The sequence below is a fragment of the Leuconostoc sp. S50 genome, from assembly GCF_016624925.1.
GTDB classification, from domain to species: domain Bacteria; phylum Bacillota; class Bacilli; order Lactobacillales; family Lactobacillaceae; genus Leuconostoc; species Leuconostoc pseudomesenteroides.
On the sequence record NZ_JACVUE010000001.1, the window covers coordinates 112,412 to 129,513 of the forward strand.

Annotated in this window: 18 protein-coding genes and 1 riboswitch; of the genes, 14 read left to right on the forward strand and 4 right to left on the reverse strand. The window is 39.7% G+C overall.

The genetic code is table 11. The features are described from left to right. Window positions 1–8: 8 nt before the first annotated feature. Window positions 9–97: riboswitch (TPP riboswitch) on the forward strand. Window positions 98–184: 87 nt separating this feature from the next. The 4 genes from IAE53_RS00470 to thiE are packed head-to-tail and all read left to right on the forward strand — an operon-like array spanning window position 185 to window position 2,979. Continuing rightward, the gene (locus tag IAE53_RS00470; protein ID WP_148423195.1) at window positions 185–745 is read left to right on the forward strand and encodes a transcriptional regulator; all 561 of its coding nucleotides are present in this window, start codon (window positions 185–187) and stop codon (window positions 743–745) included. Next, complete coding sequence (gene thiM, locus IAE53_RS00475) at window positions 745–1,521, forward strand: hydroxyethylthiazole kinase (RefSeq protein ID WP_148423194.1); 777 nt, start codon at window positions 745–747, stop codon at window positions 1,519–1,521. The genes IAE53_RS00470 and thiM overlap by 1 nt, the downstream gene beginning before the upstream one ends. Beyond that, a complete protein-coding gene (gene thiD / locus IAE53_RS00480; RefSeq protein ID WP_148423193.1) occupies window positions 1,518–2,351 on the forward strand; it encodes a bifunctional hydroxymethylpyrimidine kinase/phosphomethylpyrimidine kinase in 834 nt (277 codons plus the stop codon). The genes thiM and thiD overlap by 4 nt, the downstream gene beginning before the upstream one ends. Next, the gene (thiE, locus tag IAE53_RS00485; RefSeq protein ID WP_148423192.1) at window positions 2,341–2,979 is read left to right on the forward strand and encodes a thiamine phosphate synthase; all 639 of its coding nucleotides are present in this window, start codon (window positions 2,341–2,343) and stop codon (window positions 2,977–2,979) included. The genes thiD and thiE overlap by 11 nt, the downstream gene beginning before the upstream one ends. Window positions 2,980–3,032: 53 nt before the next feature. Here the strand turns inward: thiE and IAE53_RS00490 are convergent, their stop codons facing one another. Then, window positions 3,033–4,844: a M3 family oligoendopeptidase gene (locus IAE53_RS00490; RefSeq protein ID WP_148423191.1), complete on the reverse strand. Its 1,812-nt coding sequence runs from the start codon at window positions 4,842–4,844 to the stop codon at window positions 3,033–3,035. Window positions 4,845–5,034: 190 nt separating this feature from the next. On the opposite strand from IAE53_RS00490, the gene IAE53_RS00495 reads away from it, so the two are divergent. After that, the gene (locus IAE53_RS00495) at window positions 5,035–5,964 is read left to right on the forward strand and encodes an alpha/beta hydrolase (protein WP_148423190.1); all 930 of its coding nucleotides are present in this window, start codon (window positions 5,035–5,037) and stop codon (window positions 5,962–5,964) included. 32 nt (window positions 5,965–5,996) lie between these two features. Here IAE53_RS00495 and IAE53_RS00500 read toward each other — a convergent pair whose 3' ends face one another. After that, window positions 5,997–6,401, reverse strand: a complete 405-nt coding sequence (locus IAE53_RS00500; RefSeq protein ID WP_148423189.1) for a Fur family transcriptional regulator — start codon at window positions 6,399–6,401, stop codon at window positions 5,997–5,999. A 129-nt stretch (window positions 6,402–6,530) separates the two neighbouring features. Between IAE53_RS00500 and IAE53_RS00505 the strand changes: the two genes are divergently transcribed. Genes IAE53_RS00505 through IAE53_RS00520 form a run of 4 tightly spaced genes read left to right on the forward strand, consistent with a single transcriptional unit; the run spans window position 6,531 to window position 9,391 of the window. After that, window positions 6,531–7,208, forward strand: a complete 678-nt coding sequence (locus IAE53_RS00505) for a VIT family protein (protein ID WP_148423188.1) — start codon at window positions 6,531–6,533, stop codon at window positions 7,206–7,208. A gap of 12 nt (window positions 7,209–7,220) precedes the next feature. Next, window positions 7,221–7,910: a VIT family protein gene (locus tag IAE53_RS00510; RefSeq protein WP_148423187.1), complete on the forward strand. Its 690-nt coding sequence runs from the start codon at window positions 7,221–7,223 to the stop codon at window positions 7,908–7,910. 43 nt (window positions 7,911–7,953) lie between these two features. Beyond that, the gene (locus IAE53_RS00515) at window positions 7,954–8,814 is read left to right on the forward strand and encodes a YihY/virulence factor BrkB family protein (protein ID WP_200135775.1); all 861 of its coding nucleotides are present in this window, start codon (window positions 7,954–7,956) and stop codon (window positions 8,812–8,814) included. After that, a complete protein-coding gene (locus tag IAE53_RS00520) occupies window positions 8,798–9,391 on the forward strand; it encodes a DUF1054 family protein (protein WP_148423185.1) in 594 nt (197 codons plus the stop codon). Before IAE53_RS00515 ends, IAE53_RS00520 begins: the two co-directional genes overlap by 17 nt. Window positions 9,392–9,419: 28 nt before the next feature. Here IAE53_RS00520 and IAE53_RS00525 read toward each other — a convergent pair whose 3' ends face one another. Both IAE53_RS00525 and IAE53_RS00530 read right to left on the reverse strand, forming a co-directional pair. Then, window positions 9,420–11,540, reverse strand: a complete 2,121-nt coding sequence (locus IAE53_RS00525; protein ID WP_200135776.1) for a sodium:proton antiporter — start codon at window positions 11,538–11,540, stop codon at window positions 9,420–9,422. Window positions 11,541–11,705: 165 nt separating this feature from the next. Further along, a complete protein-coding gene (locus IAE53_RS00530) occupies window positions 11,706–12,692 on the reverse strand; it encodes a LacI family DNA-binding transcriptional regulator (RefSeq protein WP_148423183.1) in 987 nt (328 codons plus the stop codon). Between the two features lie 110 nt (window positions 12,693–12,802). Between IAE53_RS00530 and IAE53_RS00535 the strand changes: the two genes are divergently transcribed. From IAE53_RS00535 to IAE53_RS00555, 5 genes are read left to right on the forward strand one after another with little or no spacing between them, the layout of a single operon-like run. Next, window positions 12,803–13,060, forward strand: coding sequence for a hypothetical protein (locus IAE53_RS00535; RefSeq protein WP_148423182.1), 258 nt, complete (start codon window positions 12,803–12,805; stop codon window positions 13,058–13,060). 10 nt (window positions 13,061–13,070) lie between these two features. Continuing rightward, on the forward strand, window positions 13,071–13,814 hold the full coding sequence (locus IAE53_RS00540) for a sugar phosphate isomerase/epimerase (protein ID WP_148423181.1): 744 nt from the start codon (window positions 13,071–13,073) through the stop codon (window positions 13,812–13,814). An 8-nt stretch (window positions 13,815–13,822) separates the two neighbouring features. Next, on the forward strand, window positions 13,823–15,100 hold the full coding sequence (locus IAE53_RS00545) for a hypothetical protein (RefSeq protein ID WP_010291420.1): 1,278 nt from the start codon (window positions 13,823–13,825) through the stop codon (window positions 15,098–15,100). A gap of 25 nt (window positions 15,101–15,125) precedes the next feature. Further along, window positions 15,126–16,088: a sugar kinase gene (locus IAE53_RS00550; RefSeq protein WP_148423180.1), complete on the forward strand. Its 963-nt coding sequence runs from the start codon at window positions 15,126–15,128 to the stop codon at window positions 16,086–16,088. A 2-nt stretch (window positions 16,089–16,090) separates the two neighbouring features. Next, window positions 16,091–17,035, forward strand: a complete 945-nt coding sequence (locus IAE53_RS00555; RefSeq protein ID WP_148423179.1) for a phosphoglycerate dehydrogenase — start codon at window positions 16,091–16,093, stop codon at window positions 17,033–17,035. Window positions 17,036–17,102: the final 67 nt, after the last annotated feature.

A 17,102-nucleotide genomic window follows, 5' to 3' on the forward strand; every position in this document is an offset into this window, starting at 1 on the left:
TGAATTAAATAAAATATCTGGGGTGCCAATCGGCTGAGAAATACCCATTGAACCTGATGACGTTAGTACGTACGAAGGGAGATATGTTGCACAAGCTAGTGTTTTTTAAATGTTGATTACTGGCCGTGAACGCATCTTCTTGGAGTGGGTTCGCGGCCTTTTTGTGTCCTACTATGGAGAAAACATGACAACCTTACAAACAATTAGAGAACAATTTATGCCTCAAATCATGGCTGAGCCTTTTGTGAAAGCTATTGGCAGTAATTCATTAACTCAGCAGCAAGCTGATTATTATACAGCACAAGATGCAAGCTACATTGAAGCTTTTATGCCCATTGTGAATCAAATTGATGAATCATTACATTTAACCAGGCCGACAAGCGACGATGAAGGACAAGCACACCTTAGTCTAGTGGATGCTGTTGCCCCAAAACCTTTGGATTTGGTGGGGCAATCTTATGTGAGCCACATGCGTTCTGCAGCTCAAAAAGGTGCTATGGCAGCAATTATGGCAACCTTACCTTGTGTAGAATCCTATTATTTTATAGCTAAAGCACTGGCACATCAAACAAACAATGGTTGGCAGCAATATTATGCCAGTAAACAATATCATGATTTGGTAACCTATTACTGGCAGATTGTTGACCATTCAGACAGTCAACTGGATGTCGCTATTTTTGAAAAATCATATCAATTTGAACTAAAATTTTGGCGGAATGCCTATGAAAAAGGGAGTCAATACTAATGACGATAAAAAATGTACGGACACAATCACCACTTGTTCTGACTTATGCTAACTTTGTTACCCCACAATTCGTAGCCAATGTCGTGAATGTTATTGGTGCTTCGCCTCTTATGAGTCGGGAAGTTAGTGAATTTAATGATTTATGTCAAATTGCAGATGCCGTTGTCATTAATATTGGTACGCTTAAGGCCAATGAACTGTCTGATATTGTAACGCTTTCAAAGGTCGCTAATAATTTAGATAAACCTGTTATCTTGGATCCAGTGGCAGTTGCAGTGCCCTTTCGTAGTAAGGCCGTGCAGACTTTGATGCAAGAAGGGCATGTTGATATCATTCGAGGCAACGCAGCGGAAATAGCGTGGTTTGCCGATATTGATTTTGACAGTCAAGGCATTGATGCCACTGGTAGTGGGGATGTGATTGCCATCGCACAATTAGCAGCAGAAAAGACTGGTGCCATAATTGCATTAAGTGGCGCCAAAGATGTTATTAGTGATGGTCATCATACTGCCGTCATTGAGACAGATGTGCCATTATTATCAACTAATGTGGGTACTGGCGATGCCTTATCGTCTGTGATTGGCGCGTTTGTAGCCGAATCACTCACTGTGGAAAATGTCACGTACGCGATGGCAACTTTTAAGTTAGCTGGGCTCAAAGCCAGCCGTCAAATTACGACACCAGGTTTTTATAGTATGCAATTGCTAGATGAACTTGCTGCAATTACAAGCGAGGAAGTAGCGACGTTTATGATTGAAAGTGTGCAATATTTATGAGCAATGAAACACCACAAGTATTAACAATTGCTGGTGCTGATAGTAGTGGCGGTGCCGGTATTAGTGCTGATTTAAAGACATTTGCTGCACAAGGTGTCTATGGTGCTAATGTATTTGTCGCTTTAACAGCGCAAAATACGTTGGGTGTTCAAGATGTTTTGATGACCCCACCTGATATGATTTGGTCACAAATGAAATCAATCGCTGATGATTTAGCGATTAAAGCAACCAAAACTGGTATGCTCGGTAACGCAGAGACAGTAGCGCTTGTTGCCAAAGGCTTGCAAAATTTTGATTTTGGTAAATATGTGTTAGATCCGGTAATGGTTGCGAAAGGTGGCGCAAAGTTGCTTAATCCTGATGCAGTGGCTGCCGTGAAAAGTTTATTGTTACCGCTGACAGAACTTGTAACGCCTAATATGCCAGAAGCTGAAATTTTAAGTGGTCAAGCGATTAATAATCGGCAAGACATGCAACGTGCAGCTAAGGCGATTCAAAAATTAGGCGCCAAAAATGTTTTATTGAAAGGAGGTCATGGGCAGTCATCACGTATTGAGGATTACGTCTTATTGGCTGATGGGACAGATTTCTGGTTGGCAAGTCAGCGGGTCCTTACGGCGCGTACCCACGGCACTGGAGACACTATTTCGGCAGCGATTACGGCACAATTAGCGCTTGGCAAAACTTTAGATGTGGCGATTTTGCATGGGAAAAGATACGTTGACGCCACAATTCGTGATGGCATTGCTGTTGGACACGGGCATGGGCCACTTAACCATGGGACCAAATTGGTGACAGAAGATACAGTTGAGGTACTTCATGACATTTAATCCGTTAATATTACGACGTTATTTTGTTTTAGGCACTCAAAATGTGGAAAACGAATCACAATTTTTTGATATTTTAACAACCGCTTTGAAATATGGTATTACTGCTTTTCAATATCGTGAAAAAGGTGATGGCGCATTAAAAGGTGCTGAAAAATACCGTGTGGCAGAGCGTGTACGCGATTTAACACGCCAGTATCACGTGCCTCTAATCATCGATGATGATATACCATTAGCTCACCAAATTCACGCTGATGGTGTACACTTTGGTCAAAAAGATGGTAATATTATTGAAAATGTTCGTGCTTGCAATGGCATGTTTGTTGGTGTTTCCGTGACGACGCAAGCTGATTTTCATCGTGTTCAAGGTGTATCGGGAATTGATTACATTGGTGTTGGACCAATATTTGCGACGAAGACAAAAGCTGATGCTAATCCACCAATTGGTCTCGAAGGACTGAGCGATATTAAGCGCATTAGCCATTGGCCAATCGTCGCTATTGGTGGTATTTCAAATGAAAATATAGATGATATTTATACGACTGGTATCAATGGCGTTGCTGTTATTAGCATGATTAGTGCAGCTGATAATGTCGCAGAGGCAGTGATAAAGTGGCAACAATATTCATAAAAATTAAAAGAGGCTCAACATGTTTAACACGTTGAGCCTCTTTAATCTGATTTTTACTTGACAAATTGTTCAGATAGCGACAAAAATTCATCAATATCTTTTTTAACCAAATCGGCACCAGCTTGCCAGAAATCTGGCTTAGTCAGATCAACACCTAAATGTTTTTGAGCTAATTCTTCTGATGTCATATTTGCTGTGTCACGAAGCAACGCAATATATTTATCCTCAAAATTATCACCATCTTTTTGTGCTTGTGCATAAATACCGGCTGAAAAGAGATAACCGAAAGTGTATGGAAAATTATAAAATGGGACTGAATCAATAAAGAAGTGCAACTTTGAAGACCAGAAATGTGGATGACGTGTATCTAGCGTACCATCAAAGGCACTTTTTTGTGCTTCATCCATCAATTCGTTCAGTCGTTGCGGTGTGACAACGCCATTTTGACGTTCAGTATAGAAAGCATCTTCAAATAAGAAACGCGCATGAATGTTCAAAAACATGGCAATAGGATTAGTCATTTTAGCGTCTAATAAGACCACTTTTTCAGCGTCAGTCGTTGCTGCTTTTACGTTAGCGTCATTGACAATAAGTTCGGCGAAAGTTGAAGCTGTTTCAGCGACATTCATGGCATACGCATCACGCCAGAACGGCAAGTCATTAAGTTGTGCAGAATGAAAAGCGTGTCCCAACTCATGAGCAATCGTTGCGGCATCATTGACTGATCCAGTATAAGTTAGAAAAATGCGTGATTCATGTAAATCAGGGACAGATTCCATGTAGCCGCCCGGTTGTTTGCCAGGGCGGTTTTCAGATTCAATCCAATTATTTTCAAATGCCATTTTGGCAAAATCAGCCATTTTAGGTGAAAACTTACCGAATTGCGTGATAATAAATTGTGCTGCTTCATCGTAAGAGACTTCTTTAGGGCTGTAGTCACCGATGTTTGTGAGCGGGGCAACTTGATCTTGCCAACCTAATTGCGAGAGGCCAAGCAAGGCTTTTTTACGGTCAAAGTAGGGCTTGAACATGCCTTTGTTGTTGTCAACAACTTGCCACATAGCCTTTAAGGTTTCTTCAGACATGCGATTCATTTCTAAAGGTTGCTCTAAATAATTTTGACGTTGATGTGCTTTCTGATTAGTTAATCGGAATCCAGCCAAATGATTCAGCGTGTCAGCAGTGAGATTTTCTGCATTACCCCACATTTTCTCATAATTAGTCATAATATTGGCACGCGTCTCATTATTTGGTTCACCATCTAGCATATTAAGCGCTTGACCAGCGGAAATTTGTCGTATTTTGCCCGTTTCGTCAGTGTAATTCATTGAGAGTGAAGCCGAAATAGTGTCATAGTGTTGAGACCATGCTTGCTGACCATCAAGATCAAATTGATTGATCAACGACTCAGTGCTGTCATCCAAAAGACGCTTGGCATCCGTACGTAGCTCTGTCAAATAGAAAGCAATTGGTGATAAGCGTTGTGTTTTAATGGCTGTAGCAAAGGTCGCATCATCTAATTGTAACAACAGCTTTTGGAAGCGGTTGAGTGGCGTTGAAAAAGCAACCCACAAGTTACCTAATTTATCAAAATGAGGTGCATAAACACTATTACCATAATCAACAGATGACCAACCATTAACAAAAATACCAGCTGTGCCAATACCGGCACTAATTGTTTGTGCTAAATCAGCTAAGTTAGCTAATTGGTCAAAATCTTTATCTTCAGATGCGCGGTATGCGTCAACTTTTGTCGCGAAGTCTTGTGTTTGAGAAGTGATGAGATCGTATTTTTGAGTGAGCTGCGGTGATGTGATGCCACCCGGGAAAATACTTTCTAAATCCCAAGTTTGTGAATAAGACATGATAGAATACCTCAATTTATTTTTATCGTTACCTTATGATAACATTGTTTGAAAAAATTGGATATATGAGATTATGAGGAGAACAACATGGCAATTTTTGAAAGGATTCAAAATAGGAGGAATCAACATATTTGCCCCCTATACAATTAAGTTGTAAAATAAAAAGATTGAATTCGAGGAGAATGTGAGTATGAGAAGTGTCTATAAGTGGTTAATTGGTCTGGTAACCGTAGTCATGCTGATATTATTATCAGCGGCGATGTATTTTTTTCATGTTGCAGAAGTTCGCAATCCCGCTGCAAATAAACCAGATGCACTTAGACCAAAATCCAGTCCTGTTTATAATTATGAGCACACGTTTTTAGCACGTCATAAAGCAACTTGGACGCAAAAAACTTCGGATGGGCTGACACTCGATGCTTGGTATGTGACAGCTAGTCGGCCAACAAATAAAACCGCAATTTTGGCACATGGTTGGCATAATAATAAAACAACGATGGCCATCTACGGCGAACTATTTCACGATCTTGGCTATAATGTGTTAATTCCAGATAATCGTGCACATGGTGATTCACAAGGAAAATTAATTGGATATGGTTGGACAGATCGTCGTGATTATATGGGTTGGATTAATCAGGTTCTGAAGAAAAATGGGCAGCAATCTGATATTGTTATGTATGGCATGAGCATGGGTGCAGCAACTGTTGTTAATGTTTCTGGTGAACATGATTTGCCAAAACAAGTGAAAGCGTTTATCGAAGATTCGTCATACACTAGCGTTTTGGCAGAAGTGAAACACGAGGCTGGAGATATGTACGGGCTACCTTGGTTTCCTATTGTTAACATTGTCTCTGGCATTTCCAAAGTACGAGCTGGATACTCATATAGTGAGGCTAGTCCATTGAAGCAGGTCGCGAAAAATAAACGACCAATGTTGTTCATTCATGGTGACAAAGATACGTTTGTACCAACACGTATGGTCTATCAGCTTTACGCGGCAACAAAGGGGCCAAAAGAGCTTTGGGTGACGAGTGGTTCAAAACATGTGCAAAGTTTTCCAGATCATCCCGTAGCTTATCGACAAAAAGTGACCAACTTTTTGAATCAGTATGACAAATAAAAACACAGCTGTTGTTCATAACAGTTGTGTTTTTATTTTGCATCTTTAGGGTCAATACCATATAACTCAATGTGATAACCAGAAATATTGAGACCGCTTGCCTTACGAGCCGCGTCAATTAATGGCTGCACGTCAAAATTATTAGCATCAATAATCTCGTGTGTTTCTTGGTTAATGATGTGATAGTGTGGTTTGCCATAATAATCAAAGTGGCGTTTATCATCGTTCACGTCGATAACAACGACTAAACCAGTATCTATTAATTTTTCGAGCGTATTATAAACGGTGGCTAAACTAATTGATTGCAAGTCAGCGTGGATCATTTCAGCTGTCGGATGGGTTTTGTGAGACATCAGATAATCTAAAATAATCATACGCTGAGACGTTGCTTTTAGTCCACGTTCTTGCAACATGTTGCGCAATTTTTTATCAGGCATCAGCATCTCCATTTAATATGACCTCATTATATCACGTCTAAAATATTCTACCAAGCGACTTGAATTGTCAGACCAATAGCGTTATGATGTTGTTATATTAGAATGATTCTAAAAAGAGGGGAGATCGATATGTCGGAAAAACAAAGCTTGATGCAACGTAACAATGTGATTCGTGCCGCAGTGATGGGGGCCAATGATGGCATTTTATCAGTTTCAGGAATTATATTGGGTGTTGCAGGCGCCACAAGTCATACTGGCACAATTCTTTTAGCAGGTTTTGCCGGTACTTTAGCCGGAACGGTTTCCATGGCAATGGGAGAATATGTGTCCGTAAGTTCACAACATGATGCACAAGAAAAAGTGCGACGAGAACAATCATTAGCGTTGGAACAAAATTTTGACGGTGAGTTCAAATTTGTTCAAAAGAAATATGAAGATAATGGTATTTCTGAGCAGCTTGCAATGCAAGCAACTCGTGAAATGATGACTAAGGAGCCACTTGTAACCACAGTTCGTGAACGATTTGGTTTCTCATTAGATAATGAATTGAGTGCCAAAGATGCGGCATTAGCTTCATTAATTAGTTTTCCAGTTGGGTCTATTTTGCCGATGTTAGCAATGCATTTGTCACCTAAAAGCAGTCGTGAATGGTTGACTTTTTTCGCCGTTGCTATTGCCTTAGCATTAACAGGCTATGTCGCTGCACATTTGAATGGTGCTGATAAAAGACATGCTGCTGTGCGTAATGTGTTAGCAGGTATATTTACGATGGTTGTGACATTTGCCATTGGTAGTTTATTTCGATAAAAGGGGGACACAATGTCAGAGCAAAGAAATAATAAAAGTATGACAATGGATGAGCGACTAAACGCGATTCGTGCAGGGGTTCTTGGGGCTAATGATGGCGTTTTAACCGTTGTTGGTGTGTTATTTTCAGTCGCAGCCGCCACGACTAATCATTTTGCGATATTTATTGCTGGTTTAGCAGATTTGTTAGCCTGTGCTTTATCAATGGCTTCAGGCGAATATGCGTCAGTTAGTTCGCAATCTGATAGTGAAAAAGTCGTCGTTGCACGTGAAAAAAAGTTATTACATGATGATTTTGAAGGACAACGAAGAAGCGTGGCAGATTTTTATGTTGAGCGTGGGGTATCTCAAAATACAGCGCTAGCGATTGCAGATGAACTATTAGTTAAAAAACCACTCGAAACAGTTTTGAGTGTTAAATACGATTTGACGTTGGGACATTATATGAATCCTTGGTCAGCAGCGTGGTCGTCACTATTTAGTGCTGCGATTGGGGGCGTTTTCCCATTAGCTGCCTTAATATTGGTCACAGGACGATATCAATTTGTTGCTACAATTGGCGCAACAGTTGTGGCGGTTGCGTTAACTGGATTTTTGAGTGCCAAAATTTCTAATGGTCTTGTTAAGCGTGCCGTTATCCGAAATATTATTATTGGTCTTGTAACAGTTGCCATTCACTTTGGTATTGGAAAATTGTTTTGATATAGACTTGCTCATGGGGCTTGATATTTGAGATAATGGGACCATGAATAACAAAATGAAGCAAACATGGCGTGTGATCGATGCGCGTTTTAAATTATCCACCTTAGGCGAGCTTTTTTCGCGATCACAAATCGGTTACGTTGGTCCGACTTTTGCTTATTATGCTTTGTTAACAGTGTTTCCAATATTGATGGGGGCAGCAATGATTGTCTCCTTTACAAGCTTTAGTACAGCAGATTTATTGACTGCCATGCGCAATATGCTACCAAAAAATATTGAAAATATCGTGATTCCAATTATGCAGTCAGTTTTGGCGTCAAAAAGTGCCTCATTACTTTCGTTTACTGTTATCTTCACCATTTGGTCAATTTCTCGCGTGATTGCTGTATTCCGTAAGTCTTTCAATGCCATTGCTGATGTTGATGAACGTTTTAATAACATGTTGACACGTTTGTTTTCATTTCTATGGTTACTTGTGATTATTGCAGCGTTCGCTTTATTGATGATTGGGAGTAACGTTCTAACGATTGCTATGCAGCACTTGCCGCATACGCAATGGACCAGCTTTTTGCAACACCAAACACGTTGGTTTATTTGGTTGGGGATGTGGTTAGCTTTAACCATGATGAACTTTTTGTTACCCACTAAAGATGCTAGAGCGCCTTTGCGATTTGTCGTGATTGGCAGTTTCATAGAATTATTGATGCTAAATGCTTTGAACAAAGGGTTTACCATCTATGCTAAGATTGCGATTGGGAAATATGACTTCTATCAATCCGTGAGTTCTATGATTGTACTGTTGATTTGGTTAAATTTGATTGCAACAATTTTAGTATTGGGATATGTAATTATAAAGTGGATAACTGAGATAAAATGGGGGAAAGATCTTGTTTCAAGACAGTGATTTTGATGTTTTTAATGATGAAACGTTAGCAGGACGAATGGCCAAAATCAAGACGATTATTGATCCAAAATTTGTTGAATTTGCTGACATAGCTTTACCAATTTTGCAAGAAGATGGACAAGAATGGTATGCACATGTCGCAAAACATTTGCGGCGAACTACCTATGCGCCGGATAATACATGGGTGGCTTTTGCGCCCAATCGACGCGGGTATAAAATGTTGCCGCACTTTGAGCTGGGTATGTGGGCTGATCATATTTATTTTTATTTGGCGATTGAAGAAAATATGAAGCCAAAACAAACTGCTGACATTGTCAATAAAATGACAGCAGTGACTGATATGGTTTTATCTTTACCAGCCAGTTATCGGCTTAGTCCTGACCACATGGTCAATGAAACAGTGCCCCTGTCAGACTATTCACACTTAGTTAAACGGTATCAAGAGGTTAAACATAGTGAGGTTTTGATTGGCGTTGTGATACCAAGAGGTGATCAACGCGTGGGCACTGAAAGCCTAGTGGTGGCATTAAGCGATGCTCTAAGAACATTAAAACTAATTTATGAACAACTCGTTTAAAAAAAGAACTTCACTGAAGTCCTTTTTTTTAGCCGCCAATGACGTCAAATTGATTGTTTTCTTGCAGCTGTAGAGTTTGTGCTTGGTTAATTTCAGTATATAAGACACTTGCCATTGACGTTGGAATAAAGCCATCTGTGACACCCTGTTGCACAAAATCATATTCAAATTGAAATGCTTGGATGTATAAGCTGTTGTCAACTTGTGTTGTTTGTTGGCGGTAATCACGTTTGATGGCACTGAAGAAGCGATTCATTGTTTCGCGAGTCATATAGATATAGTCGTTGTCGCTTCGTTTATTATCGAGTCGTTCTCTTAACAAATCATCTAAATGTTTGTCTGTGGCAGTGATTACATCCTCATTTAAGCGCAACATTTCTTTTCTTGTATTAGTCCATTTTTCAACGCTTTCGGCAAATTTGGGGTCACTAGCAAGCTTTGTTTTTCGTATTCGGTCACGTTGCGCTTTGGTAATTGCACCATTAGCTAAGTGCCAAGCAGATTGTCTCATAAAGCGCTTCAAAGTATGCTTCAAATGATGACTGAAATGTCCCATTGGTTTTTGACCATTATTAAATGAATAAGTCAGTATTTTTGTATAAGCGTTGATGGTAGTCAAGCTATATGTTGCAGAGGCATAATCACCATGCACATAAGCTATCATAAAATCCTGCGTGTCAGCAATTAAATCAATAAATTCAGATGATTGACGTTTCCTATCATCCATCATAAACAGTTTATTTTTTTGTGATTGTAATTGTGCTGATAGCACTTCACGTGTGCTATGGTCAGTGACAGTATCTAAAATTTTGAGTGAGGCATAATCGACCATCTTATCACGGATATGAATTAAATCACTATCGGAATAAGCTTCTACTTTTTTTGGCAAACTAAGTGGTAATACAATTGCACTGATCAGCATGCTGAGTAAAATGACGATGGTGGCAACAATGATGAGCTCTTCACGATATGGGAAAGCACGTCCGCCAATTTGATAAGGTAATGAGAAAGCCATCGCTAGAGTCACAGTACCATGAACCCCACTGATAGCAAAAATTTGGGCATAAAAACGATGATTTTGATCATTACGATCACCAAAGAATGAAGGAAGTGTCTGACGATGACGACGTGAGCGGTTGTTACGATCATCGTCACGTAAAGCCCAAAAGTATCGCAATACAAGCATAACGACATAAATTAAAAGACTTAGCGCAGCTAGTTGGAGTGTACCAGACACCCCAATCTTAGTCATGGCTGACCAAACAGTTGGTAAGGAAATACCTAAAATTAAAAAGACAATATCGTTTAAAACATCAGCAATGGTACCCCAAATAGTTCGTGAAGTCAGCTGAACACTTGTTGAAGTTAGTCGCAAACGACTTGATTCCCAGTTGTGGACCATGCCAGTGGCCACGACCGCTAAAATACCAGATGTGCCTAAGTGTTCAGCTAATAAATAGACAGCAAACGGTGTTAATAAGCTGATGGGGATGATGGTTGTTTCAGGATTAGAGGCGCGTTGTTGCAAATTGACACGCAATGCCACAATTAAAAGCCCAGAAATAGTGCCAATGACAACCCCGCCAAAAGCGACAAAAAAGAAGTGTTCCAGACCGTTAAGCACCGAAAAAGTGCCTTTTGAGAGCACGGACAAGGATAAATCTAACATGACTAAGCCTGTGGCGTCGTTAAAAAGTGATTCCAATTCTAATGCTTCACCGACGCCCTCAGGCATATCAGTACCGGCAGTTAGCGATTTGACGGCAACAGCGTCAGTAGGTGTCACGATGGCAGCTAATGTAATGGCTAGTGGCAGTGTCCAAGCTACTTCAACGTGATTGGTAATCATACCAACCACTAAGGCCGTTACTACGGCCAGAACGACCGACAACGTCCAAATACCACCAAATCGCTTTTTAATTTTGGAAAATGATTGTTTTTGACCGTCAATAAACATAATCGGGGCAATAATCATTAACATAAAAAATTCGGGTTCTAATTCAAAATTGTTAAAAATTGGTGTAAATGACATAGCAACACCAACAATGATTAGAATGAATGCTTCAGGTATTTTTGGAATGAAGTCTTTAATAATATTAGTGGCAATAACGCCAATGAGCAGTAGCGAAAGGGTATAGAGTGTTTCCATTTGAATCCTCATTAATAAGTGTTAGTAATCATGAAATTAATGTATGTGGCGTGCAATGCTTAAAACCACATGATTCAATTTTAACACTAGTCGATTATTTTCGCCGTATTTACCAATATAGGCTGTTATCTGACAATTCATGGTAAAGTCATTCTGATTGACAAATTAAAGAGAGTCACGCATTTGAATTTCGGATGGGATACGAGTATTTTTTGGTGGTGTGGCTTGACCGTTAACACTTGATAATAATTGCTCTGCTGCGACACGGCCAATTTTTTGGGGATTTTGTGACACTGATGAAATTGCCGGCGTGATCATATCGGCAAATTGGTCGTCATCATAGCCAATTAAACCGACATCTTCAGGAATATTGAGTGAGCGTGCCTTGGCAAAACGCACGGCAGACCAAAGCACTTGCCCATTGAGTGCAAAAATGGCTGGATGTTGGTGCTGTTTGATTTCCGCATGTAATAAGGATTGCCAATCGCTGCCATCAATTTCAATTAGTTTGACGGTGATACCACTACCAGTTAAGCCAGCTTCTAAACCGTTATAACGATTCATTCGGCTAGATACGCCATTGATGTGGTTGGCCAAAACAAGAATAGCATCGTAGGATTTCGTTTTGAAAATTTTAGCTAATTCGACTGATTTTTGAAAATTATCAGACACGACAGCAGGCCAAGCGAAGGGCTCAGTGTAACGATCTACTTGGACTACTGGTGTTTTTTCGGCGACAAGCAACTGATAATGTTCAGGTTGATGAACAAGTGGTTGCAAAATGATGCCATCGACTTGTTCAGTCATCATTTTTTCAAGGTTACTTAATTCTCGCGCAACACTATTATCGGCGTCCATAATCAAGACCTGATAATGTGTTTTTTGAAAATATTCGCCAATGCCTTTGAGCAAACGTGATGTGTACATATTAGAAATATCAGCGACTGAAACGCCAATTAAAAAAGAGTGATGCGTTTTTAGGGCTTGCGCTTGACGATTGGGCCGATAATCGAGTTTATCAATTGTTTCCTCGATACGCGCTTTTGTATTGCCTGACATATTATCAAATTTACCATTCAAATAACGCGAAATGGTGGTTTTTGATACCCCTGCTTGGGTGGCAATATCATTAATTGTGACTTTTTTATCCATAAAAACATTATACGACAAATTGAAATTGGGGGTTGACAAATATTTGAAAGCGTTTACAATATATTTTGTAAACCGGTTTCCGAAAACGATAAACTAAAAAGGACACTAAGATGGCTAAAGAACAAATGCACATTGATCCAGAAAAATTTGCCTTGAGATTCATTGAATCGTTCAACTTCGATTTTAATGCAAAGGAATTAGAAAGTATGGCCAAAAAAGAATTGGCTGCCTACTTATCGGCGTACTTCCTTGTTGAAAAATTCAATAGGATTGAAAGTGAAAATTTTGATAAAAACGATACTAATAATTTGTCTGATTTAGGATTTGACGAATTATTAGAACATGTAAAAGATTTAAACCAGTATTAAGGAGTTAATCATGAAAAAATCTCAAATCGTCTTGAATCATCTGGTGTTTGCTAAAGATCATGACAATGGTATGCAGCAATTAGATATGTTAAAAAAAGTGGTCGCATTTGGCGTTCAGTCAGCTGAATTACGTCGTGAATATTTTGATGACATTGCCGCTGAAACGCCAGCTATTGCCGATTACGCAAAAGCACATCAATTACGTTTATTTTATTCGGTGCCGGATGAAGTCTTTGTTAATCATCGTATCAATCCCAAATTGGAACAATATTATGATGAGGCTACGCAACTTGGCGTTAGCGTGATCAAATTTAATACAGGTGATTTTGATACATTGTTGCCTGAAGATATTCAACAACTAAATGCTCTCTTAGACCGTGGTATTGAAACCAATATTGAAAATGACCAAACACAGGTATCAGGTAAAATTGATGCCATTAAAGCATTTATGACTGCTGCAAAAGCAGCTAAGCTCGACATAGGCTATGTCTATGATATGGGTAATTGGCGTTATGTCGGCGAAGATGAAGTCGTCGCAGCTGAAGCACTTGCACCTTACGTTCGCTACATTCATGTGAAAGATGATAAAGGTAGTGGGGATAATCTTGTGACAGTGCCTTTAAATGACGGGGATATCAATTGGCAAGCGATATTGACGATTTTGCCACAAGACGTACCAGTCGCAGTTGAGTATCCGACAGCTAGCGAGCAAGTCATTATTGATGGTGTGCAGGCACTAGAAGCGTATAACTGAGGCAAATCATGACTAACATTATTATTAGTATCCTATTGTTACTGACATTTGTCGGGTTCATTTATTACATTGTGAAGGGTGGCAATCTTGTGATTGGCTTCTTCGTGATGGCATTACTTTGGTCAGTTATTGGTTTGGTGCCATTCAATAAAGTCATTCAAGACGTTATTGCAACACCAGCGTTAAATTATGGTCCAACGATTATATATATTGTTTTTGGTTCTTGGTTTGGGCGAGTGTTGGTTGATTCAGGCATTGCCGGATCAATTTCGGCTCAGACAGAAAAAGTTGGTCGAAAAGCACCGATATTAGCTGCTATTTTGGTGGTATTGGTCACGGCGTTGATTTTCTCATCTGCTTATGGTGTTGGATCAGTAATCGCAATTGGTGTTATTTTAATTCCAATTTTGCTATCAATCGGCGTTCCCAAAAAGGTCGCTATACCAGCATTTACCATGGCAATTGGTGCGCCAATGTACATTAACGTGGTGTTATTTAATCAAATTAAGGCTTTCTTCCCATCTGTTAGTTTCTCGGGTAAGTATCTGATATTTGGTTTAGCAGCGATGAGTGTTCAATTGATTGGTGTGATCATCTTCATTTTGATTAATAGTAAAAGTATTAAAAATGGCAAAATTGAGACGATTGCTGCCAATAATCAAGCTGATTTTAAAAAGACTCATCCAATTACTTTCATTGTGCCAGTCTTACCAGTTGCATTAAATATGTTTTTCCACTGGGATGCAATTCCTGCATTGTTATTGGCAACCATTATTGCGTTGCTTTTGACGGGCCAGATGAAATCTTATAAAGGACTGGTTGAATTTATTAACAAAACTGTTTCCCAAGCCATTAATGATATTTCAGGACTGATTATCTTTTTGATGGCACTGGTGATGTTTGCGGGTGCTGCCACAATGAATGTGCCTCATTTTAAAAGCATTATCGAAGTTATCTTGCCAAGTAGTCCACTTGTGTTGGCGATTGCAGTTGGTATTCTAGCACCATTGGCGTTATTCCGTGGTCCTTTGCATGTTTGGGGTGCCGGTGCCGCAACTGCTGCGGTTTTGGCCGCTACGGGTACATTCCAACCAATTTTCTTATTGCCATTGCTATATACAGCAAGCATCATGGCGGTTTCAATTGATTTAACACAATCATGGAACACATGGGCATTGACATATTCAAAGTTAGAAACTAAAGAATTTTTGAAGATGGGCATTCCAGTTATGTGGGCAGTTTCAATTGTCAATGAACTGCTAGTATTTGCTTTCTTCGGTCACTAAAAACAAAAGTTTAAGGAGTAAAATAATGAGTGAAATTTTGACATTAGGTGAACCAATTGTAACCTTTACATCAACTGACTTGAATGCGGGACTAGTTGATAGTATTAACTATTATAAGTTTTTAGGTGGCGCTGAGTTAAATGTGATGATTGGTGCGACACGTCTGGGCCATTCAACTGAATATATTTCTCAAGTGGGTGCTGATCCGTTGGGTCAATTTGCAGTAAAAGAAATTGCCAAGTATCATGTAGGTAATCATTATATTTCAACAGATGACCATAACTGGACTGCCTTCCAATTGAAAGAGTTAGTTGATAAAGGTGATCCTTCAACATTTAACTTTAGGCGTAATTCTGCTGCTGCTCACTTTGACAAATCAAACATTGATCACATTGATTTTGATGGTGTTAAAATTGCACATTTATCAGGTATTTTTCCTGCTATTTCTGATCAAGCGCGAGAAGCATTTCGTTACTTTGCCGAACAATTAATTCAACGTGGTATTCGGACAACATTTGACCCTAATTTAAGACCTGCTTTGTGGGAATCACAAGAAAAAATGATTGAAACCATTAACGATTTGGCAAAATATGGCGAAATTGTTTTACCAGGCATTAACGAAGGTGAAATTTTAATGGGCTCGCGTGATCCAGAAAAAATTGCTGATTTCTATTTGGCAAATAGTGAACGCACGCAAACGGTTGTTGTTAAACTTGGTCCTGAAGGCGCATACGTCAAAAATAAAGCGGGTGATAGTTACACAGTTCAGGGATTCAAAGTTGAAAAAGTAGTGGATACAGTTGGCGCTGGCGACGGGTTTGCATTGGGACTCATTACTGGCTTGATTGAAGGTTTGACAATGGCACAAGCAGTTGAACGTGGTAACGCCGTTGGTGCATTGCAAGTTCAAACAACAGGCGACAATGACGGCTACCCAACCTTAGAACAATTGGCAAGTTATTTAGCAAAAGAACAGAAAGAGGCATAAACATGACAGAACAAATTTATTTACCAGATGATATTCCTGCAGTAGGTAAAAAAATACTAACTGACGCTGGATTTGAAGTGGTTGTTGGCACTGGACGTGCCCGTGAAACGATGAAAACCGAAGGCGCTAACGCAAGTGCTGTCTTGATTGGTACGCAACCATTTGATGGTGACATTATGGATGCCATGCCAAACTTAAAAGTGATTGCGCGTAATGGGGTTGGTTATGACGCTGTTGACGTTGATGCTGCTACAAAGCGCGGCATTTATGTGGTCAACACGCCAAAAGCTCTGTCAGGTTCAGTAGCTGAGACAGCCGTGTCAGAGCTGTTAGCTATCAGTAAAAACCTCTATCAAGATGCTAAAGCCATTCACGATGATAATTGGAATTATCGTAAGTCACATCCTGGCCGCGATATTGAAGGCAAGACGGTTGGTATTTTAGGCTTTGGTCGAATTGGTCAACAAGTTGCAAAAAAGTTAAGCGGATTTGATGTTAAAGTTATTGCTTATGATCCATTTGCTAAATCAACTGATAGCGTATCAATTGTTGATCGTGATACTGTTTTCAAGACAGCAGATTATGTGATGGTGCATTTACCAGCTTTGCCAGAAACAGAGCATTCAATTGGCGCAGCCGAGTTCAAAATGATGAAAAATGACGCGTACTTGATTAACATGGCACGTGGCGTCATTATCGTCGAATCAGATCTTGTGGCAGCACTTAAAAATAATGAAATTGCCGGTGCAGCATTAGATGTTTTTGAAGAAGAGCCTTTGCCAGTAACCAACCCATTGGTTAGCTTAGAAAATGTTTTGCTGACACCACACATTGCTTCCAATACAATTGAAACAAAAGCACGTATGGCAGTTGATGCTACCAATGATATTGTTCGGGTGCTTAAAGGCGAACAGCCAGAAGCAGCTGTTAACCATCTAGAAGCATAACCATTGTTTTGACGTCCCGCTTTGGGACGTTTTTTATTTTAAAAGCGTATAATGGAATTATTCTAAC